This is a genomic window from Haloferax gibbonsii (assembly GCF_001190965.1).
GTDB classification, from domain to species: domain Archaea; phylum Halobacteriota; class Halobacteria; order Halobacteriales; family Haloferacaceae; genus Haloferax; species Haloferax gibbonsii.
The window spans coordinates 1,671,505-1,694,821 of record NZ_CP011947.1 but is presented as its reverse complement, the minus strand read 5'-3'; the positions used below and the strand labels follow the sequence as shown (position 1 = coordinate 1,694,821).

26 protein-coding genes are annotated in these 23,317 nt (G+C 69.4%); 13 read left to right on the top strand and 13 right to left on the bottom strand.

Going from position 1 to position 23,317, the window contains the following annotated elements; genetic code table 11:
• Window positions 1–25: 25 nt before the first annotated feature.
• Together ABY42_RS08815 and ABY42_RS08810 are read right to left on the bottom strand one after the other, a co-directional pair.
• Window positions 26–1,456: an Hvo_1808 family surface protein gene (locus tag ABY42_RS08815; RefSeq protein ID WP_004976455.1), complete on the bottom strand. Its 1,431-nt coding sequence runs from the start codon at window positions 1,454–1,456 to the stop codon at window positions 26–28.
• Window positions 1,457–1,501: 45 nt separating this feature from the next.
• Window positions 1,502–2,947 carry an Hvo_1808 family surface protein gene (locus tag ABY42_RS08810; protein ID WP_050459225.1) on the bottom strand — a complete coding sequence of 482 codons (1,446 nt, stop codon included), beginning with the start codon at window positions 2,945–2,947 and terminating at the stop codon, window positions 1,502–1,504.
• Between the two features lie 99 nt (window positions 2,948–3,046).
• Between ABY42_RS08810 and ABY42_RS08805 the strand changes: the two genes are divergently transcribed.
• Window positions 3,047–3,619: a cysteine hydrolase family protein gene (locus ABY42_RS08805; RefSeq protein WP_050459224.1), complete on the top strand. Its 573-nt coding sequence runs from the start codon at window positions 3,047–3,049 to the stop codon at window positions 3,617–3,619.
• Between the two features lie 48 nt (window positions 3,620–3,667).
• Here the strand turns inward: ABY42_RS08805 and ABY42_RS08800 are convergent, their stop codons facing one another.
• Window positions 3,668–4,153: a PaaI family thioesterase gene (locus ABY42_RS08800; protein WP_004976458.1), complete on the bottom strand. Its 486-nt coding sequence runs from the start codon at window positions 4,151–4,153 to the stop codon at window positions 3,668–3,670.
• 114 nt (window positions 4,154–4,267) lie between these two features.
• Here ABY42_RS08800 and ABY42_RS08795 point away from each other — a divergent pair, with 114 nt between their 5' ends.
• Both ABY42_RS08795 and ABY42_RS08790 read left to right on the top strand, forming a co-directional pair.
• Entirely contained in the window at window positions 4,268–6,856 is a 2,589-nt protein-coding gene (locus ABY42_RS08795) for a PAS domain S-box protein (protein ID WP_050459223.1), read from the top strand.
• An 83-nt stretch (window positions 6,857–6,939) separates the two neighbouring features.
• The gene (locus tag ABY42_RS08790) at window positions 6,940–8,067 is read left to right on the top strand and encodes a carbohydrate kinase family protein (RefSeq protein WP_050459222.1); all 1,128 of its coding nucleotides are present in this window, start codon (window positions 6,940–6,942) and stop codon (window positions 8,065–8,067) included.
• 200 nt (window positions 8,068–8,267) lie between these two features.
• On the opposite strand, the gene ABY42_RS08785 is transcribed toward ABY42_RS08790, so the two are convergent.
• Window positions 8,268–8,960, bottom strand: a complete 693-nt coding sequence (locus tag ABY42_RS08785) for a helix-turn-helix domain-containing protein (protein ID WP_050459221.1) — start codon at window positions 8,958–8,960, stop codon at window positions 8,268–8,270.
• A gap of 221 nt (window positions 8,961–9,181) precedes the next feature.
• On the bottom strand, window positions 9,182–10,093 hold the full coding sequence (locus ABY42_RS08780) for a hypothetical protein (RefSeq protein ID WP_050459220.1): 912 nt from the start codon (window positions 10,091–10,093) through the stop codon (window positions 9,182–9,184).
• Window positions 10,094–10,147: 54 nt separating this feature from the next.
• On the opposite strand from ABY42_RS08780, the gene ABY42_RS08775 reads away from it, so the two are divergent.
• Both ABY42_RS08775 and ABY42_RS08770 read left to right on the top strand, forming a co-directional pair.
• Complete coding sequence (locus ABY42_RS08775; protein WP_050459219.1) at window positions 10,148–10,834, top strand: lipoate--protein ligase family protein; 687 nt, start codon at window positions 10,148–10,150, stop codon at window positions 10,832–10,834.
• 111 nt (window positions 10,835–10,945) lie between these two features.
• A complete protein-coding gene (locus ABY42_RS08770; RefSeq protein ID WP_050459218.1) occupies window positions 10,946–12,235 on the top strand; it encodes a dihydroorotase in 1,290 nt (429 codons plus the stop codon).
• A 33-nt stretch (window positions 12,236–12,268) separates the two neighbouring features.
• On the opposite strand, the gene ABY42_RS08765 is transcribed toward ABY42_RS08770, so the two are convergent.
• Window positions 12,269–12,721 carry a hypothetical protein gene (locus ABY42_RS08765; protein ID WP_050459217.1) on the bottom strand — a complete coding sequence of 151 codons (453 nt, stop codon included), beginning with the start codon at window positions 12,719–12,721 and terminating at the stop codon, window positions 12,269–12,271.
• Window positions 12,722–12,845: 124 nt separating this feature from the next.
• On the opposite strand from ABY42_RS08765, the gene ABY42_RS08760 reads away from it, so the two are divergent.
• Window positions 12,846–13,367 (top strand): DUF7529 family protein, encoded by a 522-nt coding sequence (locus ABY42_RS08760; protein ID WP_050459216.1) that lies wholly within the window; start codon window positions 12,846–12,848, stop codon window positions 13,365–13,367.
• A gap of 49 nt (window positions 13,368–13,416) precedes the next feature.
• Here ABY42_RS08760 and ABY42_RS08755 read toward each other — a convergent pair whose 3' ends face one another.
• The gene (locus ABY42_RS08755; protein ID WP_050459215.1) at window positions 13,417–14,181 is read right to left on the bottom strand and encodes a DUF5806 family protein; all 765 of its coding nucleotides are present in this window, start codon (window positions 14,179–14,181) and stop codon (window positions 13,417–13,419) included.
• Between the two features lie 121 nt (window positions 14,182–14,302).
• Here ABY42_RS08755 and ABY42_RS08750 point away from each other — a divergent pair, with 121 nt between their 5' ends.
• Both ABY42_RS08750 and ABY42_RS08745 read left to right on the top strand, forming a co-directional pair.
• On the top strand, window positions 14,303–14,671 hold the full coding sequence (locus ABY42_RS08750; RefSeq protein ID WP_004976468.1) for a universal stress protein: 369 nt from the start codon (window positions 14,303–14,305) through the stop codon (window positions 14,669–14,671).
• Entirely contained in the window at window positions 14,668–15,222 is a 555-nt protein-coding gene (locus ABY42_RS08745; RefSeq protein ID WP_004976469.1) for a GNAT family N-acetyltransferase, read from the top strand. The genes ABY42_RS08750 and ABY42_RS08745 overlap by 4 nt, the downstream gene beginning before the upstream one ends.
• Before the next feature lie 27 nt (window positions 15,223–15,249).
• Here ABY42_RS08745 and ABY42_RS08740 read toward each other — a convergent pair whose 3' ends face one another.
• Window positions 15,250–15,705 (bottom strand): universal stress protein, encoded by a 456-nt coding sequence (locus ABY42_RS08740; RefSeq protein ID WP_004976470.1) that lies wholly within the window; start codon window positions 15,703–15,705, stop codon window positions 15,250–15,252.
• Window positions 15,706–15,806: 101 nt separating this feature from the next.
• On the opposite strand from ABY42_RS08740, the gene ABY42_RS08735 reads away from it, so the two are divergent.
• Complete coding sequence (locus ABY42_RS08735) at window positions 15,807–16,268, top strand: universal stress protein (RefSeq protein WP_004976471.1); 462 nt, start codon at window positions 15,807–15,809, stop codon at window positions 16,266–16,268.
• 103 nt (window positions 16,269–16,371) lie between these two features.
• The gene (locus ABY42_RS08730) at window positions 16,372–17,610 is read left to right on the top strand and encodes a DHH family phosphoesterase (protein ID WP_004976472.1); all 1,239 of its coding nucleotides are present in this window, start codon (window positions 16,372–16,374) and stop codon (window positions 17,608–17,610) included.
• A gap of 63 nt (window positions 17,611–17,673) precedes the next feature.
• Here ABY42_RS08730 and ABY42_RS08725 read toward each other — a convergent pair whose 3' ends face one another.
• Genes ABY42_RS08725 through ABY42_RS08715 form a run of 3 tightly spaced genes read right to left on the bottom strand, consistent with a single transcriptional unit; the run spans window position 17,674 to window position 19,020 of the window.
• The gene (locus ABY42_RS08725; RefSeq protein WP_004976473.1) at window positions 17,674–18,102 is read right to left on the bottom strand and encodes a DUF5807 family protein; all 429 of its coding nucleotides are present in this window, start codon (window positions 18,100–18,102) and stop codon (window positions 17,674–17,676) included.
• Window positions 18,103–18,156: 54 nt separating this feature from the next.
• On the bottom strand, window positions 18,157–18,594 hold the full coding sequence (locus ABY42_RS08720) for a DUF7112 family protein (RefSeq protein ID WP_008096630.1): 438 nt from the start codon (window positions 18,592–18,594) through the stop codon (window positions 18,157–18,159).
• A 24-nt stretch (window positions 18,595–18,618) separates the two neighbouring features.
• Complete coding sequence (locus tag ABY42_RS08715) at window positions 18,619–19,020, bottom strand: 30S ribosomal protein S6e (RefSeq protein ID WP_004976475.1); 402 nt, start codon at window positions 19,018–19,020, stop codon at window positions 18,619–18,621.
• A 155-nt stretch (window positions 19,021–19,175) separates the two neighbouring features.
• Here ABY42_RS08715 and ABY42_RS08710 point away from each other — a divergent pair, with 155 nt between their 5' ends.
• Window positions 19,176–19,478 (top strand): rubrerythrin-like domain-containing protein, encoded by a 303-nt coding sequence (locus ABY42_RS08710; protein WP_050459214.1) that lies wholly within the window; start codon window positions 19,176–19,178, stop codon window positions 19,476–19,478.
• 4 nt (window positions 19,479–19,482) lie between these two features.
• Here ABY42_RS08710 and ABY42_RS08705 read toward each other — a convergent pair whose 3' ends face one another.
• On the bottom strand, window positions 19,483–19,995 hold the full coding sequence (locus tag ABY42_RS08705; protein WP_049905176.1) for a high-potential iron-sulfur protein: 513 nt from the start codon (window positions 19,993–19,995) through the stop codon (window positions 19,483–19,485).
• 116 nt (window positions 19,996–20,111) lie between these two features.
• A complete protein-coding gene (locus tag ABY42_RS08700; RefSeq protein ID WP_050459212.1) occupies window positions 20,112–21,206 on the bottom strand; it encodes an aminopeptidase in 1,095 nt (364 codons plus the stop codon).
• Between the two features lie 141 nt (window positions 21,207–21,347).
• Between ABY42_RS08700 and ABY42_RS08695 the strand changes: the two genes are divergently transcribed.
• Both ABY42_RS08695 and gnd read left to right on the top strand, forming a co-directional pair.
• Window positions 21,348–22,220: an ATP-grasp domain-containing protein gene (locus ABY42_RS08695; RefSeq protein WP_050459211.1), complete on the top strand. Its 873-nt coding sequence runs from the start codon at window positions 21,348–21,350 to the stop codon at window positions 22,218–22,220.
• A 95-nt stretch (window positions 22,221–22,315) separates the two neighbouring features.
• Window positions 22,316–23,215: a phosphogluconate dehydrogenase (NAD(+)-dependent, decarboxylating) gene (gene gnd / locus ABY42_RS08690; RefSeq protein ID WP_008574684.1), complete on the top strand. Its 900-nt coding sequence runs from the start codon at window positions 22,316–22,318 to the stop codon at window positions 23,213–23,215.
• Window positions 23,216–23,317 lie beyond the last annotated feature (102 nt).

Genomic DNA, 23,317 nt, shown 5'->3' with positions numbered 1-23,317 from the left:
TCAGTTATGACACAAGTGCTTTCTCCTACCTCTGACGGTGAACCTCGTCTAACCGCTCCACCGTCGGCGCGTTGACGACGGTGACGGTGTCGCCGTCTCTCGTCACCCGGTAGGCGTCCGCGAAGGGGCCGTCGTCGACGAGGTAGGTGTTCTCGCCCGCGTACGACCCGCCGAGGCGGAGCTTCAGCGTGTAGGTCACGTAGGCCCGCTCGAACTGCTCGGCGTCCGCCTCGGAATCCCAGACCGTCTTCCAGACGTAGCCGCGCTCGTGCGGGTTCGCCTCGTAGGTCTCGTCCGACGCCGGGCGGTAGGGAACCACCGCGTCGCCGGCCCAGCCCTCGGAGGGACCGGCCGTGTAGTTGTACGGCGAGTACGCGCCGGTGTCCTGTTGGAGTCGCCCCCGGTCGATGGCGCGGTGCTTCCAGAACGTCGCGAAGATGGACGCCTCGCCGACCGTGTCGGCGACGGGGTCGGTGTCGTAGCGCGTCCACGCGGCCGACGAGCGGTCTTCGACCGTCACCTCGACGGGGCGCTCGTCGGGGTATCGCTTCGGGTGGAGCACCTGCTCGGTCGAGGCGGGGCGGTCGGCGTAGGCGTCGTCGACGGCCGCCCAGCCGCCGCGCTCGCGCAGGTCGGCGACGAACGTCGGACCCTCGCTGTAGGGCGCGTAGATGGTCAAGAAGACCGGGTAGTCGTACGACCCGCTTCCCGAGCCGCTGGCCGGCGGCCGGGGGACGCACTCCCAGTCGGTCTCACAGCGCTCCTCGTACAGTCGGTCGACGTAGCGGGCGTCGCCTTCGACCAGTCCGTTCTCGGCGAGTTGGGCGTCCTGCGTCGGCGGCGAGCCGTCCAGCCCGAAGTGCTGGTCCTGCAGGGCGTGGTGGAGTTCGTGAGCGAGCGTCCGCCGGTCGATGGTCGGTCGGTCGTCGTCGCTCACGAGGACGATGCGGTCCTCCGAGGGCGAGTAGTAGCCGAGCACCGCGCCGCCGTACAGCTCGTCGAACACCTCGTCGATGGTCCGGTCCTCGCCGACCAGCAGGAGCGCCTCCCACACCTGGTCGTTCCAGTCGCTGTGGACCGGGTCTGCGGGCTCCTCGGACTGGTTTCGGTACTCGGCGCGCGAGATGACCTCGACCGGCACGGACTCCTCGAACTCCAGTTCGCGCACGACCTCGACGCGGGCCATCGTCCGGGCGACGAACGCCTCGCGCTCCGTCGCGTTCAGGCCGTCGGACTGGTTGACCGCGATGGACTCGTTGTACCAGTAGCCGGCCTCCCAACCCAGCCGGTCGGTCGGCGGGTCGTCGGGCCACGCCCAGTCCTCGGCCGGGTCCGCGGTCCCGTCCGCGTCGTTGGACGCGTCTCCCGCGGCGTTCGGGTCGGAGACGGGGGCGGCACAGCCCGCGACGACGAGGAGAAGGGCGGAGAGAACGGCGGCGAGGCGGCGGCGATTCATAGCGGATGCAGGGGCGGGAGACGAAAAAGCGTCTCGGCGCGGGGGTTACGACGCGAGTCCCGGCCGAATCTCGTCCACGTCGGCGGGTGCCGGCCCGTTGACGATGACGACCCGGTCGCCGGTCCGGACGACCCGGAAGGCGTCGTTGAACGAGCCGTCCTCGATGACGTAGATGCCGTCGTCCCGCTGGGTGGCGTCGTTGGCGCTGAGGATGTTCAGGTAGGCGTCGTGGAACTCCTGTGCGTCGCCGTCGGTGTCCCACTCGGTCACCCAGACGTAGCCGTACTCGGTCTCAGCGCCGGCCTCGTTGCGGTAGGGGAACAGGCGGTCGTTCGCCCACCCGTTCGACGGCGCGGCGTCGTAGTTGTACGTGTCGTACCGCGAGTTCGTGTCGAGGATGGACTGGACGCGGACGGTCTGCGCGCCGGACGTGCGGGCCTGATACCAGAACATCGAGAACATCGACGCCTCGCCGACCGTGTCGGAGCCCTCGACGCCCTGTTCGGGGAAGGTGGTCCAGCCGTTCGTCCCCTCGTCGGCGAAGGAGATGGGACGGGGCGACTCGTCGGTCACGTGGATGGTCTGTTCGGTGGACTCCGGCGGGTTGCGCAGGGCGTCGTTGACGGCCTCCCAGCCGCCCCGTTCGTACAGGTCGTGGACGTAGACCGGACCGTCGGAGTACGGCTGGTAGATGGTGAGCAGGATGCCGAGGTTCGGACCGCCGCCGCCCGACCCGCCGCCGGAGCCGCCCGCGGCGGGCGTGACGACGCAGTCCCACGCGCCGGCGTCGCACTGCTCGACGTACTGCCGTTCGACGTACTTGGCGTCGCCCTCGACGATTCCGTCGATGGCGAGGTCGCCGTCCTGCGTCTCGCCGCGGAAGCGGGCGTCGGTCAGGTCGAAGTGCTGGTCCTGCAGGGCGTGGACCAGTTCGTGGACGAGCGTGGCGTTGTCGATGGTGGGCTCGTCGGTCGAGTCGGTGACGATTTTGATTTCGTCGTCGGACGGCGAGTAGAAGCCGAGGACCGAGCTCCCGGTCGTCTCGGAGATGGCGCTCGCGCTCCCGGTCGACTCGCCGGTGATAAACAGCGCCTCCCACACCTGGTCGTTCCAGCGGTTGAACTCGGAGTCGGCCGAGCCGGAGCCGCCGGCGTTGCCGCTGCGGTAGTCGGCGCGGGAGATGACGTCCACGGGGACGCGTTCGTCGAACTCCAACTGTCGGATGTGCTCGACGCGGGCCATCCCGCGGGCGACGTACGCCTCCATCTCGGACTCGTTGAGGCCGTCGGACTGGTCGACGTCGATGGCCTCGTCGTACCAGTAGCCGTCCTCCCAGCCGAGCACGTCCCGGTCGGGGTCGTCGAATCCGTCTCTGTCCGGGTCGGGCGTCGCGGGCGGCGCGTCGCCGCCGGGCGCGGCCGTGGGAGCGGCACAGCCGGCGAGAACCAAGAGTAGGGCGGCGAAAACGGCGCGGAGACCGGTCGTTCGCATATCGTACCCTTGGACTCCGGAGTGAAGTACCTTGTCGGGTTCGGGCGTCGAAACGGGCCGGCGCGTACTGTTTTGGTCGTCCCGGCGCAACCGACGCGTATGGCACTCGACCCGAACCGAACCGCGGTGGTCGTCGTCGACATGCAGAACGGCTTTTGTCACCCCGACGGGAGCCTGTTCGCGCCGGGGAGCGAATCAGCAATCGAACCCGTCACGGACCTCGTCGACGCCGCCCGCGACGCCGGCGCGCGCGTCGTCTACACCCGCGACGTGCACCCGCCGGAGCAGTTCGACGGCAATCACTACTACGACGAGTTCGAGCGCTGGGGCGAACACGTCGTCGAGGGGACGTGGGACGCCGACCTCCACGGCGACCTCGACGTCCGCGACGAGGACCTCGTCGTCGAGAAGCACACCTACGACGCGTTCTACCGGACGCAACTGGAGGGGTGGCTCGACAGCCACGGTGTGGACGACCTGCTCATCTGCGGCACGCTGGCGAACGTCTGCGTCCTCCACACCGCCGGGAGCGCCGGCCTGCGGGACTACCGGCCGATTCTCGTCACCGACGCGCTCGGCTACATCGAGAGGGAACACAAGGAGTACGCCGTCGACCACGCCGACTGGCTGTTCGGCGAGACGGCGACGCTCGCGGACGTGGCGTTCGAGTAGGCCGACGGCCCCGCCGGGCACGACTGCAGCCGCGACCGGAGCCGCTCCTCACTCCCGAAAGAGCCGGTACGCGCCCTGTCCGGTGGCGACGGCGTCGTTCCAGTCGCTCGACGGCGACTGCCGGGCGGCCACGTCCGAGTCCTCCTCGGGGTCGGTGCTGACGACGGTGATGGTGCTCACGCCGACCGACCCGCCGGCGCGGACGACCTCGGCGACCGCGGTCAGGTCGCCCGACGCCCGCCGCAGGTAGTTCACGTTGAGGTTGATGGTGGCGACGCCGCCGGCGAGCGGGTCGTCGAGCATCGTCCGCAGGGCGATGCCGCCCGCGGTGTCGATGAGCGTCGCCGCGATGCCGCCGTGGATAGTCGGCGGCGACACGGTGTTGGTGAGCTTCTCGTCGTACGGGATGGTCATCACGATGCGACCGCGCTCGATGGCGTCGACGCGGGTGTTGAGCCACGACAGGTAGCCGTGTTCGTCCTCGATGTGCCGCTGGACGATTGCCGCGGCCTCGGCGGGAAAGTCGTCGGTCATGTCACGAACGAGTGTGTCAAATGGCATGTAACCGACGGTCGGGGACGGTCTCGTCGGACACTCGTCAGGTCGGTATCACGTGAGATATATACAGTTTCCCGGACTGATAGGCGTATGAGCGATTCCCGCGTCGTCTTCGTCGACGAGTGCCCCGACGGTCTCGTCGAGGCCGTCGAGCGACGCGGTTTCACGACCGAGACGTGCGCGGACCTCGACGCGGTGGTCGAGGGCCTCGACGCCGTCGACGGCGTCGTCTTCTGCGGCGACGTCGACACCGAACTCGTCTCGCGCGTCCGGAACCGAATCGGCGTGATACCGGTCTTTTTTCTCGCCCGTGACGGACCCCAAGGCTCCGCCAAGTCCGCCCACGGGAACGGAGCCATCGTCATCGACTACCCGAAGACGGAGAAGGCGGTTGCCGCGGTCGCCGCGCGAATCGAGCGCGCCATCGAGTTCTCCCGGTGGGCGTCGAGCGAGCGGGACTCGGACTCGCTGTACCGGACGGTCGTCGAGCAGAGCCACGACGCCATCTTCATCGCGCAGGACGGCGACCTCCGGTTTTGGAACCGTCGGCTGACCGAACTCACCGGCCGGAGCGACGACGAACTCGCCGAGACCGCGCTCTTGGACGTCATCCACCCCGACGACCGGGAGAAAGTCAGGCGCATCTCCGAGACGCGGCGGCGGGGCGGCGACGCGCCCGTGAGCTACGAGGTCCGCCTCGTCGACGCCGACGGCGACGTCCGCGAGTGCGCGGCGAACGTCAAGGACATCGAGTACCACGGCTCGTACGGCGTGCTCGTCTCGATGCGCGACGTGACCGAACAGCGCGCCACGGAGGCGCAGTTCCGCGGCCTCGTGGAGCTGGCGCGCGACCTCGTGACCCTCGTCGGGACCGACGGGCGAATCAAGTACCAGAGCCCCTCGATTACCGACGTGCTCGGGTTCGAGCCCGGCGAACTGGTCGGCAGACGCGTCTCCGACCTGATTCACCCCGACGACTGGGAGCGCGTGGAGGCCGTCTTCGAACGCGCCCTCCGGACGGGGGCCGACGGGACCGACCCCGTCCGGTACCGCCACCGCAACGCCGAGGGGTCGTGGACGTGGCTCGAATCCATCGGAAGCAACCAGGCGGACACCTCGGTCGGTGGGTTCGTCGTCACCTCGCGGAACGTGACCGAACAGCGGAGCTACGAACAGCGGCTCAAACGGTACGAGACCATCGTCGAGAGCATCGGGCAGGGCGCGTACGTGGTCGACGACGAAGGCGTCGTCCAGTTCATCAACGAGGCGGCGCTGTCGCGGACGACCATCCCCATGTCGGCGTTCGTCGGCCGGCACATCTCTGCGCTCCGCGACGCCGGGTATCTGGCCGCCGACCAGTACGAGCGCGCCCGGGCGGCCCTCGACGCCATCCTCGACGGCGAGAGCGACCGCGAGCGGTTCGAAATCGAGCTGTCGCTTCCGGCGATGAACTACGTGGTCGAGTTCACCGTCTCGCCCATCCTCGGCGACGACGGCGCCGTCGAAGGCGCGGTGGGTATCTCGACGGACGTCACGGCGCGAAAGCGGTACGAACAGCGGCTCAACGCGCTCCACGCCTCGACCCGGCGGCTGACGGGCGCGACGAGCCGCGAGGAGGTCGCCGAAATCGTCCGCGAGGCCGCCACCGAGGTCCTCGACTACGGGATTAGCGGCGTCCTCCTGTACGACGAGTCGCGTGACGCGCTCGTCCCCGCGGCGTTCACCGACGAGGCGTGGGAGGTGTTCGGCGACGTGCCGCCGATTCCGCGGGGGACCGGCCTGACGTGGGAGGTGTTCGAGCGCGGTGAGCACAACCTCTACCGGGACGTGGAGTCGAACCCGAAGCGGTTCATCGTCGACGCCGGGGCCACAGAGGAACTCATCGTCCCGATTCCGGGCCACGGCGTGTTCTTCGTCGCCTCCCTCGACGAGGGGTCGCTGGCCGACCAGCGCATCGCGCTGGCGAAGGTGCTGGCCGCCAACACCCGCGCGGTCTTGGACCGGGTCGAGCGCGAACAGCTGCTGCGTCGGCGCGAGCGCGAACTCGCCAGCCAGAACGAGCAGCTCGAATCGTTCGCATCGGTCGTCTCCCACGACCTCAAGAACCCGCTGAACGCGGCGATGGGCTACCTCGAACTCGCCCGCGAGCGGTACGACGGCGACGAGTTGGACCGCGTCTCCGACGCCCACGAGCGGATGGCGGGCATCGTCGAGGACGTGCTGGCGCTCGCGCGAAACGGCCAGACGGTCGAGGAGGCCGAGCGGCTGTCGCTCGGGGCCGTCGCCGAGGAAGCGTGGACGACCGCCGCGAGCGACGCGCCGGAAGCGACGCTCACCGTGGAGGGCGACGTCGCGGTCGACGCCCACCGCGGGCGGCTCAGACAGCTCCTCGAAAACCTCTTTTCGAACGCCATCCGCCACGGCGGCGACGACGTGACCGTCGGCGTCGGCCCCCTCGCCGACCGCGACGGGTTCTACGTCGAAGACGACGGCCCGGGGATTCCGCCGGACGACCGCCCCCGCATCTTCGAGGCGGGCTACACCACGAGTTCGGAGGGGACCGGCTTCGGACTCAGCGTCGTCATGAGCGTCGTGAACGCCCACGGCTGGAGCGTCTGGTTCGTCGAGAGCGACGCCGGCGGCGCGCGGTTCGAAATCACGACGGAGAGCGACCGTTGACGGCCTCTGAAAGCGACCGCTGACGCCGCGAGAGTGTCGCCGGCGGCGGCAACACTAATTGGCGGTCGTCCGAACGAAGCGCCATGGAAACCCCAGACGAGACGACGGTCCGCGCGGTAGAGTCGTGTCGGGACGCGCTCCCGGAGACCGTCGACGGCGGGCGGGTGCTGTTCGGGTTCGACGGCTACATCGACCGCGTTCGGGAGTTCGTCTCCGAGCGGCAGTCGGCCGACGCCTACGAGCGGGTGCCCACGCTCGAAGCGTTCGCCGACCGCGTGAACGACTCGGTCGAAGCCGAGAGTTCGCTCTCGTTCGAGTGGATTCAGTCGAACGTCCGAACCGGCGGGCACGTGAGCCACCTCGCCCGCGCGTTCGACCGACTGGGGTTCGAGCCCGGAGTCGTCGGCTGTCTCGGCGAGCCGGTCGAAGAGCCGTTCGTCGAGGAGTTCGGCCACCTCCCGCTGGAGACGCTCGGGTCGCCCGGCTACACCGACGCCGTCGAGTTCGACGACGGGAAGCTGATGCTCACCGAAATCGGCGCGCTGATGACGCTCGACTGGGCCGGAATCGAGTCGCGGGTCGGCCTCGACCGACTGGCCGAGCTGGTCGACGGGACCGAGCTCGTCGGGATGGGCTACTGGTCGGAGATGCCCGAGCTACCGGACGTGGCCCGCGGCCTCCGCGAGGAGTTGTGGCCGACGCTGTCGGACCCGCCGGAGACGCTGCTTTTGGACCCCGGCGACCTCAGAAAGCGGGAGCCCGAGGTGGTCGCCGCGGGCGTCGAACAGGTGTCCGCGCTGGACGACGCGGTGCGCGTCGTCGCGTCGGCGAACCGCTACGAGACGCGCTATCTCGCGCGGTTGGCGGGCGTCGAGAGCGACGACTTCGGCCGCGAGTCGCAGGCGGCGTTCGAGCACCTCGGCGTCAGTCGCTTCGCGGGCCACGGCATCGAAGCGGCCCACCTCATCGACGACGAGGGGGCCGCGACCGTCGGCGTTCCCCGGACGGACGACCCGGTGTTGACGACGAGTTCCGGCGACCACTTCAACGCCGGACTCGCGCTCGCGCACGTCCTCGACCTCGGCCGCGCGGAGTCCCTCGTCGTCGGCAACGCCGTCGCGGGACACTTCGTCCGAAACGGGTCGCCGCCGACGTACGACGAGGTCCGTGCGTTCGCCTCGGAGTACCTCGATTACTTCGACGCCGCTTAAATACCGATTGTCCACACAAGGGTCAGATATATTACTAGAATCAGCGTACCGATATGCGTCGGTGGCACCCCCCACACGGGCGCACCGCCGGAGAGACCGCAGGTCGCCTCCGTCGCGGTCCACTTTCGACACCACCGTGGCAATCCGCGCCCGGTTGCCACATCCCCACCACGGTCCCGTTCTGACGCGTCGTCGGCTCTTCACCCGGTCCGCGAGTCGCGGTCGATGTCGTCGATATCGTCTATCGCCGAGCCGACGAGGTGTCGGAGCGCTCGCCGGAGTCGCTGTGAGAGCGCCTGTTCGGTGATGCCCAATCGGCTCGCGATGTCGTCGAGGCCGGTCTCTTTCGGCGTCTCGAAGTAACCCCGTTCGAAGGCGAGCCGAAGCGCCGCGAGTTGCTTTTCCGAGAGGTCGCTGTCGGGCGGGTGGCGCTCGTCGAGGCGGGCCGGTTCGACCCGGCGCACGTCGATATCGATGTCGCGGGAGAGACACGCGTCGTGGAACCGGGTCGTCAGCTCGTTCGACGCGAAGTACACCGACAGCGACCAGCCGTACCTCGTGCCGACCATCCGCCGGACGATGCCGTCGCACTCGCGAATCGCCGAGATGATGTCGCCCTCGTGAGTCGCCCACTCACAGCGGTAGAGCCGTCCCTCGGGGCCGTCGGAGACCGGCTCGAAACACTCGATGTTCACGTGGTCGTCGAGGAAGTCGTCGAGCTCCTCGCGGTCTCTCCCGCGGGCGACGAAGTAGGGAACCGGCTCGCCCGACACCGGGATACCGCCGACAAACGTGAGTTCGAATTCGGGGTCTTCGAGCGTCGCATCGGGGGACGCGCCGGCCAGCGGGTGACCGAGTTCGACCTCGTACCCGGTGTCGCGGTCGTCAGTCATCGCGGCGCGGAGACGGCGGCGTCGAAGACTGAAACGACGGTGCACGTTCGTATATCGAGTCTCACAAACAGAGAAAAATACGAGTGAGCGAAGGATATTTTTTGCGGAGACTCGGCCTTTCATAGTAAAGGCATTTAAAAACTAACCCCCCAGAATGGAGGGGTTCGGTCGGTCGCCATCGGGCGGCGCGTTCGTGTTAGTATTAAATCAGTTCTGTCGAATCAGTCGAGGCGCACCGGGTCGTCGCTGGGGCGAATCGCGACCGACACCTCGTCGCCGACGGCGAGGTCGTGGCCGGGACAGACGACCTTGGTCCCGAAGTCGGTTCGGGACGCGAATAATGACATTCCAGTCACACGAATTCCGTCGACGAGCACGTCGAAGTCGGCCCACGGAACGTCCCGGCCGGCGGTCCGACCGACTCGCTCGCCGAGGAGCGACAGGGATTTCCCGTCCGCGACCGGGGAGAGCGTGCCACCGAACCCGTAGTGGGCGAGGCCGCCGTCGAGGACGACGCCCTCGTCGCTGCCGAGGCCCACGAACTCGTCCGGTCCGACCCCCGCGTCGGCGCGGGTCGGGGCGTCGAGGACGACGAACGTCTCGGCCGTCTCGACGACGGTTCCCGTCCCGTCCCAGTCGAGCGGCGAGACGGTCACGTCGGTCGAAACCGGGAGCGACCCCCGGGCGCGGTGCTGATTCGCGTCCGCGGGGCGGAAGCCGAGGTGGACGTGGTTCGCGACCCACGGGGCGAAGAAGCCGGAGCGGACGAGCCGTCCCAGCGAGTCGCCGACCGCGACCTCGTCGCCCGCGGCAACGTCGGGTCGGACGTGGAGGATTCGCGCCACCAGTCCGTCGCGGGGGTCGTCGACGGCGTCGCCGAGCCAGTCCAGCCCGGTGGCCTCGGCGTCGACGTCGACGAGCACGAGGTACTCGTCGTCGTGGGCGTAGGGCTTGTCGGGCGCGCGGACGGTCCGCGTCTCGCGGACGACGCCCGCGACGGGCGAGCGGGCCACCGGGTCGTCGGCGGCGACGTAGAGGTCGATGGCACAGCCGCCGTCGTGGGCGGGGTACGGCGAGTTGTAGAGCGAGAAGCGCTCGAAGCGCGAGAGCATCGACCGCGGCAGTCGCAGCATGGTCGTCGGGACGGGACGGGTGTTCTTAGGTACGTCGGGGTGCTTCCTTCGGGCATGCGCGTCATCCGCGGCCGCGGGCCCGACCGAGACGCAGACCGGGCGGTCACTGCGGCCATGCTCCGCGAGGCGGGCGAAACGGACGAACCGGCCTTCCGGGCGTGGACGCCGCACCGACAGCTCGCGTTCGGCAGGCGCGACACCCGCGCCCCGCGGTACGACGAGGCCGTCGCCGCCGCCGAAGAGCGGGGCTTCCCGGCCGTCGAGCGCTCCGTCGGCGGCCGGGCCGTGGCCTACACGGGAACCACCGTCGCGTTCGCACACGCGCTCCCGCTCGACGACGCCCGGGCCGGACTCGACGCGCGGTACGAGGCCGGAACGACCGCCGTCGTCCGCGCCCTGCGAACTCTCGGCGTGCCCGCGCGGCGGGGCGAGCCTCCGGAGTCGTACTGCCCCGGCGACCACTCGGTCCAAGCGGGCGGGAAACTCTGCGGCATCGCCCAGCGGGTCCGAAAAGAGAGCGCGCTCGTCTCCGGCGTGGTCGTCGTCGCCGACCGCGACGAAATCGCCGACGTGCTCGCGCCCGTCTACGAGGCCATCGAGGTCCCCTTCGACCCGGGTTCGGTGGGCAGCGTCGCCGACGCCGGCGGCCCGGGAAGCCCGGACGCGGTCTGCGACGCCCTCGAAGCCGTCTTCGTCGGCGACGCGGAGACGCGAGTCGAGGACGCGGCGGACCTCGCGTGAGCGTCCTCAGCCACGACCGCCCGCGGGGCGACGCACCCGGCCGCGGCCGCTCCCCGAACCGCGACTACCCGAACCGCCGGACTTAGCACCCGGCGCGTCGCACCCCCTCGTATGCGAATCGAGAACGCGACGCTGGCCGACGGCCGCGTGGTCGATGTCCGCGTCGAGGACGGGACCGTCGAGGCGGTCGGCGACCTCGACCCCGTCGCCGACGAGGAGACCGTCGACGCCGAGGAGAACCTGCTTCTCCCGGGCGCTATCGACGTGCACGTCCACTTCCGCGAACCGGGATTCGAACACAAGGAGACGTGGGAGACGGGCGCGCGGAGCGCCGCCGCGGGGGGCGTGACGACCGTCGCCGACCAGCCGAACACCGACCCGACGACGACCGACGGCGCGGGCTTCGACGCGAAGGCCGACCGCGCCGCGAAGTCGTGTATCGACTACGGCATCAACGGCGGCGTCACCGCCGACTGGGACCCCGACAGCCTCCTCGACCGCCCGCTTTTCGCCCTCGGCGAGGTGTTCCTCGCCGACTCGACCGGCGACATGGGCATCGAGGCCGACCTGTTTTCCGAGGCCGCGGAGCGCGCCGGCGAGGCGGGCGTGCCCGTCACGGTCCACGCCGAGGACGCCGACCTGTTCGACGAGTCCGCCATCGAGGGCGACCTCGGCGGGGTCGGCCGCGACGCCGACGCCGACGCGTGGAGCGCCTACCGCACCGCCGAGGCCGAGGCGGCCGCCGTCGAGCGCGCCGTCCGCGTCGGCGGCGAGACCGGCGCGCAGATTCACATCGCCCACACGAGCACGCCCGAGGGCGTCGACGCCGCCCGCGACGGCGGCGCGACCTGCGAGGCGACGCCGCACCACCTGTTTCTGTCCCGCGACGACCTCGCCGAGTTGGGCACCTACGGCCGGATGAACCCGCCGCTGCGCTCCGAGGAGCGCCGCGAGGCCATGTTCGAGCGCCTCGCCGACGGCCGCATCGACATGGTCGCCACGGACCACGCGCCGCACACGCGCGAGGAGAAAGAACAGTCGCTCCTCGACGCCCCGAGCGGCGTCCCCGGCGTCGAGACAATGGTTCCCCTGCTTCTCGGCGCGGTCGTCGCCGGCGACCTCACCGCCGAGCGCGTCCGCGACGTGGTCGCGGCGACCCCCGCCGAGGTGTTCGACCTGCCGCGCAAAGGCCGAGTCGAGGCGGGCGCCGACGCCGACCTCGCGCTCTACGACCTCGACGCCGCCCGCGAGATTCGCGGCGCTGACCTCCACTCGAAGTGCGACTGGACCCCGTTCGAGGGCCAAACCGGCGTCTTCCCCGAGTGGACGATGCTCCGCGGCGAGTTCGTCTGGGACGGCGACGAGTTCGGCGAAGTCGCCGGCGAGAACGTCCGCGACTGACCGGAGACGGGAACCGACCGGGGGGCGGCCCGCTCAGAACCGCGCGGCCGCGACCTGCGCGCCTTTCCAGCCGACGCCGACGAGCACCGCGAGCGGCGCCGTCAGGACGACGAGCGAGACCGCCGACCCGGCGAGACCGCCGAGTCCGCCGAGCGCCGACGACGCGACGACGGTCGCGAGGAAGCCGCCCACGGCGAGGGCCGGCGAGACCAGCGCGTAGGCGAACAGCCAGCGCTGGTTGCGAGTGAACTCGACGCCGTAGCCCGGTCCCGGCGGGATGAGCAGGCCGCCCGCGAGGAGGACGAAGCCGGCGACTCCGAACACGAGGAGGAAAAAGCCCGCGAGTCCGTGGACGAAGCCGTCGCTTCCGGGCGGCGGTGGGGGCATCGTGACGGCGGTCCGCCAGACGAACGCGAGGAGCGCGACCCCGACACCGGCGACGGGAAGTTGGAGCGAGCCGAGGACCGCGCGGAGCGACCATCGCATCGGGACGACTGTCGGCGGGGAGACAGATAGCAGTTCCGTCGCGGCCGGGGCGTCGGCCGGGAGTCGGACGACCCCGATGCAAGCGAATCCTTTTCCCGTCCGACACCCCGAGGGAGTGACACGCATGACCGACGAGCAGACGCCGCCCCGAGGTCGCGGCCCGAACGCGGACGAACCGCACGCACTCACGGGACTGCTGTCGTTCTGGGAGACGGTCGTGGAGGACGCCGAGGCGACCGCGGCCGAGTACGAAGATTCGGGCTGGGAGACGCTCGTGCTCCACCCGGGCGACGTGACGGTGCTGCCGCCGGCGAACCTGCCCGAGGCGACGGAGCGCGTCGGCTTCGACGTGCTCGTCCCCGGAAGCGAGTTCGAGTCGCTGTCGACGTGGGTCGAATCGGCCGCCTTCGACCGCTACGACGTGTACCGCGCCCGCGAGGACGACACCGTGTTCGTCGTCTCGGTCGTCCAGGACGCCGCGGCGTCGAAGGCCGTCGTCGTCCCGCTGTACTACGGGCTGGACAAAGTGGACGCGATGGCGACGAAGGCGCGAGAACAGGGTGAACTGCGCCTCTACGTCCGGCCGGTCGAGGCGGACCGACGCGTCGAGTTAGTCCAGTCGGAGCCGGACCCGCTTTTCCCCTGACTCCGAGTCGGCGCGGAGTCGGCTCTGAACCGACCCCGGCCGCGAGGGCTCACTCCTCGTCCGACAGCTCTTCTTGTCGCAGTTCCGTGCTCGCCTCGCGGACCTCCCGCATGACGCTGGAGATGCGCTCTTCGGCTTCGAGTTCCTCTTCGACCGAGAGGTCGACGCCCTCGACTTCGAGCAGGAACTTGGCGATTTCCGTCACCTCGTACATCATCTCGTCGAGTTCCTCGGCAGTGAAGAAGCCCGACATCGCGCCGTAGAGGAACGTCGCGCCCGACTTCCGGACCTTGTCTCGGAACGCCGAGCGGGCCTGATTGACCGCCTGCGGGGTGTAGGTGTCGGTCATGAAGGGGACGAGCTCGGGGAGGTTGTTCCCGATTTTCGTCATCTCGACGCCCGTCTCGGTCCGGAAGTCGGCGCAGAGTCGCGCGATGGCCCACTCGCGGGCCGTCACGTAGGTCCGCTGGCGGAGGAAGTCGTTGACGCGGTCGTACTGCGCGCCGTCGACTTTCTTGAACCGGGCGTACTTCTGTACGTCCTCCGGAACAGCGTCTTCGACGTCTTCGGTGTCGGAATCTGCACCGTCGGCGTCGGCCTCGGGGTCGGGGTCGGCCGCGTCAGCGTCGGCCGGGCCGGCCTCGGCCGCGTCGGCGGCCTCCGCGTCCGTCGGTTCCGCGTCTGTCGTCTCCGCAGTTGCCGTCGCCGCGTCTGCCGCCGTTTCGTCCGCCTCCGCACCCGGGTCCGCGTCGGCGCGAGTCGCCTCCTCGGCGTCGCCCGCGCCGGTCTCGAACTCGTCGGACTCGTCTGTCATACCGCGGGCTACCGCGGCACGGCCGAAAAGGGTTCCGCGACGCGCGGTCCCCCCGCCGGCGGGGGTGTCGCCCCCCGATTCCGGGCAAGGGTTTTCTATCGCGACCGCGAGATTGGGAATCATGAAGGTACTGCTCGGAATCGGTGGCAGCGACGATTCCATCCGAGCGCTCGAAAAGACGGTCGAACGGACGGCCAACGTGGACGACGACCTCACGGTCGCCATCGTCGACAACCCGTCGGTCGAGCGCTCGCGCGAGGACATCGAAACGCGGGTGACGGAACTGCTCGACGAACGGGGCGTCGAGGCGACCGTCCGCCTGCTCGACGGCGACGCGGGGAGCGCCCTCGTGGACCTCGCCGAGAACGAGGGGTTCGACCAACTGGTGCTCGGCGGCGGCGAGACGAGTCCGATGGGGAAGATACAGATCGGTAGCATCGCGGAGTTCGTCCTCTTGAACTCCCACGTGACCGTCACCCTAGTACGATGAGCGACCGAACGTTCTCCGACGCCGTCGCCGACCCGTACGACGCGCCGCCGCTGTCGTTCACCGACAGGGAAGACCGCACCATCGAGGTGCGCGCCTACGACGGCTCAGACGAGGAGATGGAGGCGCTCGTCGAGATGTACGACGCGTTCGACCCCTCGGACCGCGCACAGGGCATCCCGCCGGGACGCGAGGACCGCATCCGCGACTGGCTGGAGAACATCCTCGACGAGGACTGCCTGAACGTCATCGCGTGGGACGGCGGCGAGGTGGCCGGTCACGCGACGCTCGTCCCCGACGGCGACGCCTACGAACTCGCCATCTTCGTCCACCAGACGTACCAGCGCGCCGGTATCGGCACGCGGCTCATCAAGGCGCTGCTCGGCTACGGCCGAGTGTCCGGCGTCGAGAAGGTGTGGCTCACGGTCGAGCGCTGGAACCGCGCGGCGGTCGGGCTCTACCAGACCGTCGGCTTCGAGACGAGCGACGCCGAGAGCTTCGAACTGGAGATGACCATCCGGCTCGCCGAACCCCCGGACGAGGAGGGCGGCTGAAGGCGGCAGACCACGGCGACCTGCGACTCAGACCGAGAGCACGGGCTGGCTGGCGTACAGGAGAACGTACTCGGCGGCCTTGGCGAGCACTTCGCCGGGGTCGCCCGAGACCGGCTCTCGGGGCACGACGATGAAGTCCGCGTTCAGCTCTTCTGCGGTGTCGAGGACGACGCTTCCGGGGTGGCGGAGCTTGCTCGTCCGCGAGAAGCCGTAGGCGACCGACGAGGTGACCGGGACGTCGGCCTCGTCGGCGAGGGCCGAGACCGTGTCGGTGACGGCCTTGCTGTCCTCGGCGACGGCGTCCTCGTCGACGACGCCCTGCTCTATGGCGCGGACGACGTCCTCGCCGAGGACGTGGACGGCGTGGACCGCGGCGTCGTACTCGGCCGCGACGGCGGCGGCGTACTCCGCCGCGCGCGTCGCCTCGTCGCTTTGGTCGACCGGCACGAGAACGAGGTCGATAGAGAGCGGGCGCGGTGACATGTCCCCACCTGCGTCGGGCGACGACAAAAAACTCACCCCACGGTCCCGACGGTCGGTCGTCCCAGACTGGTTTTATGCCGCCCCACTGTGAACCCGTAGGCATGTTCGACACCATCGTCATCGCCACCGACGGCTCGGCGAGCGTCCGCCGGGGGGTCCGCGTCGCGGTCGACCTCGCAGAGCGGTTCGACGCGTCGGTCCACGCGCTGTACGTCGTCGACGCCGGCGACGTGGAGACCGCGCCGGAGCGACTCCGCGACGAGATGCGCGACGCGCTCACCGAGCGCGGCGAGGAGGCGCTCGCCGAGGTCGAGGCCGCGACCGACCGCGACGTGACCCTCGCGGTTCGAGAGGGCCGCCCCGCCGCCGAGATTTCGAACTACGCCCGCGAGGTGGACGCCGACGCCGTCGCCATGGGCACCCGCGGCCGCCACGGCGAGAACCGCTTTCTCATCGGGAGCGTCGCCGAGCGCGTCGTCCGGACCTGTCCGGTGCCGGTGCTGACGGTCCGCCAGTTGGAAGAGGGGACGACGGACTCCTTACTGAGCGACGAGGCCGCCTGAGCGGGCTGCGGGACTCGGTTCGGTCGCGGGCCGCGAGCCGTTCGACGCGGTCGCCGCCGACGGAATCGGGAGGAGTTTTCCCCATCGCGCCCGAGTTCGGCGTATGGAAGACGAGCTCATCGACAGTTCTCAGCTCTCGCTCCCCCGCAAGTCCGTGCTCCCCGGTGCCGGATTCTTCTACCCCGACTCGTTCGACGAGGAACGCGCCGAAGAGCGCGCCAAGGAGAAGCTCGAAGACGCGTCGGTCGCGGTCGTCACCGACACCGACGCCGACGGCCTCGGCTGCGTCGCCCTCCTCCGGGAGGCCTACGACGCGGCCCTCGACGTGGCCGACTTCGAAGCGCGAATCGAGGAGAAACTCAGCGACGAGGACGAGGACGAGGACGACGAGGAGGAAGAAGAGCGACCGAAGTCGCCGGTCGCGCTGATGGGGTCGAGCCCGTACTCGCTCGAAGACGACCTCCAGCGCGTGGCCGACTACGCCCCCGAGGGCGTCGAGGTGTACGTCTGTGACCTCTGTCCGGACAAGTTCGAGTACGTCGAGGAGGAACTCGCCGCGCTCGTCGAGACCGCCGGCGAGATTCACTGGTACGACCACCACCAGTGGAAGCCGGAGGTCGCCGAGGCGGTCCGCGAGGCCGGCGTCGACCTCGTCGTCGGCGAGTCCGACGAGGAGTGTTCGACCGACGTGACGCTCCGCGAACTCGACTACGAGTTCGACGAGCGCTTTTCCGAACTCGCGGCCGTCACCCGCGACCACGACCTCTGGCTGAACGAAGACGAGCGGAGTCAGGACCTCGCGGACTACGCCTACTGGACCTCGAAAGAGGAGTACGTCGCCGTCGTCGGCGCGTACGGCGCGGACCTCCCGCCGGTCGTCGAGGAGTACATCGCCCACCGCCGCGTCGAAAAGGAGAACCTCATCCAGGCCGCCGTCGACCGCGCCGAACTGAAGACCGTCGGCGACTGGACGGTCGGCGTCACCTACGGCCGGTGCTCCCAGAACGAGGTCGCCGACGCCCTCCGCGAGGCGGGCGCGGACGCGGCGGTCGTCGTCAAGCCCGCCGGGAGCGCCAGCATCCGCGGCTCCGACGACTTCGAGCGCTGTCACGAGGTCGCCGACCTCGTCAACGGCGGCGGCCACCCGAAGGCCGCCGGCTGTAAGCCCGACATCTACGACGACATGCTCGACTACGCCCACCACTGGACGACGCAGGGCGCGACGACGAAGCGCGTCATCCTCCGGGCGTTCGAGCAGGTCGCAGACGCGGTCGCGGAAGCGGAAGCCGAAACCGACGACGAGGACGAGGCGGACGACGAAGGCGTCGAGACCGAGCGCTAACGACGAACGCGACTCCGAAACCGACTCCGAAGCGGAAAACCAGCGTCGAAAAGCGGGGGTCGATTACGCGTCGTCGACGACCCAGCGGTCGGAGTACGTCGTTCCGCAGGTACACTTGGCGTAGGCGTGGACCACGTCGCCCTCCTCGTAGATGCCGCCGACCTCCTCGTTTTGCGCCTCGGCGAACGAGAAGATGAACTTGACCTCGTGGTTCTCGTCGGCGGCCGCCTCGGGGCAGGTGCCGCCGCTGAGGTCGTCGTCGATGTCGCCGTCGTTGCCCATGGCGGTCTGGGCGAACTCCATGGCGTCCATGCCCGTGCCGGCCGCGAAGGCCCGGCGGCCGTCGTCGCCGGGGACGACGAGGACGTAGCCGTTTTCGACTTCGACGCCCATGTTCGGGAGCTTGCCCTGGCTGTCGAGGTACTCGTGGGTGAGATAGAGCGCCACGTCGTCGAGGCGCTCGCCTGCGAGGTACTCCGTTACCTTGCTCATACCCCGCCTAGGGCGGTCGGCGCGTAAAAGCGGCGTGTCTCGGAGTGCGACCGGTCACTCGTCGGACAGGCCGAACTTCTCGGCGATGCTCGAAAGCGAGTCGTTCGGCCGCTCGGTGACGCGGTACACCTGCCTGACGCCCGGCACGCGGAGGCCGTACTGGTAGCCGTCGTCCAGTTCGTCGAGTTCGACGGCGTCGCCGTCGGCCCGGTCGTGTTCTCGGCACCACTCGACGAGCCGATTCTCGCCGTTGTTCGGGGTGCGAGCGAGGCGCTTGTTGTCGTACGCGCCGCGAATCACGAGTCCCGAGGCGTCGGCCGAGAGGCGGGCGTGGTAGGCGGTGCCGTCGAGGTGGAGCCGAACGAAATCGCCGTCTTCGGCGGTCACGTCGTCCGGAACGCGCAAGCAGGGGCGACGGGTACCGCCGCTCCGGGCGATGTTCGCGCGGAACGTCTGGACCGACGGATGGTCGGAGGGCAGTTGCTCTGGCACGGGAAAGAGAGGAGTGAGACGGCGTTATTCGTCCGCTTCTTCGTCGTCGCCCTCGCCGAAGGCGGCGGCGACGTCGCCCTCACCGGAGACGACCTTCGCGTTGATCTGGACGGTCTCACCGGAGACCTCGCGGCCGCGGACGGTGACGCGCTTGCGCTCGCCGTCGCGGGACGGCTTGTAGCCGATGCCGTCTTTGGCGAGGATTTCCTTGAGCGCGCCGCCGGGCACGTCGGGGTGCATCGGTCGGCCGGCCTTGTCCGAACCGCCCGTCAGTTCGAGCGTGAATCCGTCGAGACCGACGGCCGCACCGTCGACCTCGTCACCGAGGTCGCGGCCGAGGAATCGGTTTGCGTCCTGTCCTTCGACGTCGACTTGGTAGGTCGCACCGGTGTCGGGGTCGGCGACGACGACCATGAATTCTGCCATGCGCGGATGAAAACGGTCGCGGATAAAAAGTACGTCGAAAGCGCGTCTCGGGACCGTACCCGCCGAATCGGGGCGAAACGGCCGAATTCGGCGGCGTCAGGGAGGAACGACACGTACTGGTAAGAGTTAACACCTGACACGACGTACACCGTCTCATGAGCAACGATATCACCACTCGTGAGCCTGCAGACCTCGTCAAAGCCAAATCCAGGGCGCTGGTCGGCCCCGAGCCGACAGACCTCGTCGAGCGCCCCCCGGCGGAGTTGGTCGAACGCCGGACCGACGCGCTCGTCGAGCGCCGGACGGAGATGTTAGTCGAGGCCGAGCCGACGACGCTCGTCGAGCGCTCGTGGTACGAGTGTACCGCCTGTGGCCACCGCTCGGGACACGGCGTCTACGAGCAGGTCTGTCCGCGGTGCGGCGGGTCGCTGAAGAACATCGGCGTGGCCCAGGAGTGACCCCTCAGACGACGTATTCGGTCTCGTCTCCGCCCGTCTCGCCTTCGGCCTCCGCTTCCTCGATGGACTCCCAGAGCGAACACCAGTCTGCGGGGTCGACGTAGCCCTCGACTTTCGCGCAGGCACCGAAGCCGTCGCCGTTCTTGTCGGGGATGTACTCCGCGCAGTTGCCGCAGTCTCGTCCGGCCTCGGTGAGGCCCGCCTCGACGGCGTCGTCCGCCTCCTGGAACTTGACCGCCTCCTTCGTGAACAGGTTCTCGGGGTCCCGCTGCTCGTTCGCCTGCGAGAGCGCCGTCCGGTAGGCCTCCGGAACCGGGCCGTGTTCGAACTCCTCCGCGGAGACCCCCTCGGGACGCTCCTCGTCGTGGTCGTCGTCCGACTCCTCTGCCGTCGTTGTCGTCTCCGTCTCCGTCTCCTGTTCGCCGCCACCACCGCCGAGGCAGCCAGCGACACCCACTACCGCACCACTCCCCACCAGTTCGAGGAACCGCCGCCTCGTTCGGCCGAATCGCGCCATAGCCGACAGCTACGTCCTCAGACCGTTTTAGTAAGCGCAGAGTTACCGTTGGACATGGTATCTTAACCGTCTCAACCCCGGCGGACGGCGGGTTCAGAATCCGTCGCTGTGACGGCTCAGAACCCGTCTTCCCAGCGGAACGTGCCGTTCCGCTGGACGACCTCGCCGTCGACTTCGATGCGCGAGTCCTCGCTCATGTCGGTGATCATGTCCACGTGGACCGCGGACTGGTTGCCGTCTTCGCCCTCGGGGAGACACGCGCCGTACGCCCGCCCGACCGCGAGGTGGATGGTGTCGCCCATCTTCTCGTCGAAGAGGATGCTGTCGGTAAAGCGGTCGATACCGCGGTTCATGCCGATTCCGAGTTCGCCGAGGCGGCGCGCGCCCTCGTCGGTGTCGAGGATGCCGGCGAGCGCGTCCTCGCCCGTGCCCGCGGAGAAGTCGACCACTTCGCCGCCCTCGAACGTCAGGTGGACGTTCTCGACGCGCTGGCCCTCCAGCGTCATCGGCACGTCGAAGAACACCTCGCCCTCGACCGCGTCCTCGACGGGCGCGGTGAACACCTCGCCCGACGGGAGGTTGTGGGAGTCGTAGGCGACGGAGGCCGCGGAGTTGACCGCGGTGCGGCCCTCGATTGACATCGTGAGGTCGGTGTCCGCCTTGACGATGCGGACCTCCGAGCCGGCGTCGAGCACGTCTTTCATGTTCGCCATCTCGTCGGCGAGTTCCGACCAGTCGCGGAGAATCGCGTCGTAGACGAAGTCGGCGTACTCCTCGAACGACATGCCCGCCTGCTGGGCCGCCGCGCGGGTGGGGTGGACCGTCGAGACCCAGTCGGTGTCCATACGCGCCTCCTTGACCTCGCTCGTGGCGCGCCCGTAGGCCTGCCGCGTCTCGGTCGGCACGTCCGCGGTCGCCGCCGTGTTGCGGGTGCCGCCGAGGAAGAGCACCGAGTCGGCGGCCTCGTAGAGGGCGAGTTCGTGTTCGGGGAGGTCGAAGTCGCCGTCGTGCGCGCGGAGGTACGCCCGCTGGACCTCCTCGGAGGCGTAGATCGTGACGACGCTCGCGCCGCGCTCGCCGAGGGCGTCGGCGACGGCGACCGCGAGGTCGTGGGCTCCCTCGCCGACGGAGACGACCACGTCGTCGCCGGCCTCGATTCGCGCGCTCCAGTCGACGAGCACCGCGGCGTGCTCGTGGATGCGTTCGTCCATACCCGAGCCTCGCGCGCGGCAGTAAAAACGTCGGCGTCTGCGGCCGCGACGCCGCCCGACCGCGGCCCCGAAAGCGGTGATTGCGGCGAACGGACCGAGCGTTACAGAACGCTTATCGCCCGATATCTGCCATCATCTCCCGTGACTTCCATCGCACTCGCCACCTCCGAGGACCTCCCGGAACTCGTCGACGACGACGCCTCGTTCCTCGCGGCGCTCCGGGAGCGTGACGTGGCGGCGGAGCCGGTCGTCTGGTCCGACGAGTCGGTCGACTGGAGCGACTTCGACGCCGTGGTCGTCCGGTCGATTTGGGACTACTACCGGCATCCGAGGGCCTACGCCGCGTGGGTCGACCGCCTCTCCGACGCCGACTGCGCGGTGTGGAACCCGCCGACGACGCTCGACTGGAACAGCCACAAGTTCTACCTGCGCGACCTCGCCGACGCCGGCGTGTCGACGCTGCCGACCGAGTACGTCGAACGCGGCGGCGACGTGTCTCTCGAAGCCGTCTTCGAGACGCGAGGGTGGGACGAACTCGTCGTCAAGCCCGCCGTGAGCGCGGGCGCGTTCGAGACGAGACAGTTGAGTCGCGCGGAGGCCGCCGACGCCCAGCCGTGGGTGGACGACCTCGTGGCAGAAAAAGACGTGTTGGTTCAGGAGTTCGCGCCGGACATCGAAGACGGCGAGTGGTCGCTCGTCTTCTTCGGCGACGAGTTCAGCCACGCGGTGGTCAAGCGCCCCGAGCCGGGCGACTACCGCGTCCAAGAGAAACACGGCGGGAGCGTCCACGTCGAGGAGCCGAGCGAAACGCTGCTCGATAACGCCCGGCGCGTCGTCGACGCCGTCTCGGCCCACCTCGGCGGCGACCCGCCGCTGTACGCCCGCGTCGACGGCGTGGAGCGCGGCGACGACTTCCTCCTCCTCGAAGTCGAACTCATCGAGCCAGAGCTCTTCTTCCGGACCGACGACGCCGCCGGCGACCGATTGGCCGAGGCGCTGTTGGCGCGGCTCTGAGCGGTCGGTACCGTCGGCGGAGCGGCCGGCCTCGACGGCGACCGCGCACGCGCCAAACCACAACCACTACCACCCCCCGCGGACGATGCCGACGCATGCAATTAGGCGTCATCGGCCTCGGCCGGATGGGGCGCATCGTAGTCGACCGAGTGCTCGATGCCGGGCACGAGGTCGTGGCCTTCGACCTCTCGGCGGAAGCCGTCGCGGCGGCCGCCGACGCGGGTGCCGAACCCGCGGACAGCGTCGCCGACCTCGTCGACCGGCTCGGCGACGACAAGCGAATCTGGCTCATGGTCCCCGCGGGCGACGCGGTGGACGCGACCCTCGACGACCTCGACCCGCATCTCGACGGGGACGACGTGGTCGTCGACGGCGGCAACTCCCACTTCGAGGAGTCCGTGCGGCGCGCCGAGGCGTGCTCGGCGGCCTACCTCGACTGCGGCACCTCCGGCGGCCCCGCCGGTGCCGAACTCGGCTTCTCGCTCATGGTCGGCGGCCCGGAGTGGGCCTACGACGAGCTGTCTCCCGTCTTCGACGCCGTGGCGACCGGCCCCGCCGGCCACGGCCACATGGGCGACTCCGGCTCCGGCCACTACGTGAAGATGGTCCACAACGGGGTCGAGTACGCGCTGATGCAGGCGTACGGCGAGGGCTTCGAACTGCTCGCCGAGGGCCGCTACGACCTCGACCTCGAATCGGTCGCGCAGACGTGGAACAACGGCGCGGTCATCCGCTCGTGGCTTCTCGAACTCTGCGAGGAGGCGTTCCGCGAGGAGGGAAGCGACCTCGGCGACGTGGACGACCACGTCGCGGGCGGCTCGACGGGCACGTGGACGGTCCAGGAGGCGCTCGAACAGGAGGTCCCGGTCCCGCTCATCTACCAGTCGCTCGCCGAGCGGTTCGGCTCCCGCGCCGACGACCGCTTCTCCCGTCGCCTCGCCAACCGGCTCCGGTACGGCTTCGGCCGCCACGAGGTCGCTCGGAAGGACGACTGACGGGGTCTGACGCGGCCCCCGTCGGCGCGAGCGCGATACCGGGGGCGGCCTCGATATGATACCGAGGGCCACCTCGATATTGTGGGAACCCGCGTGAGACCC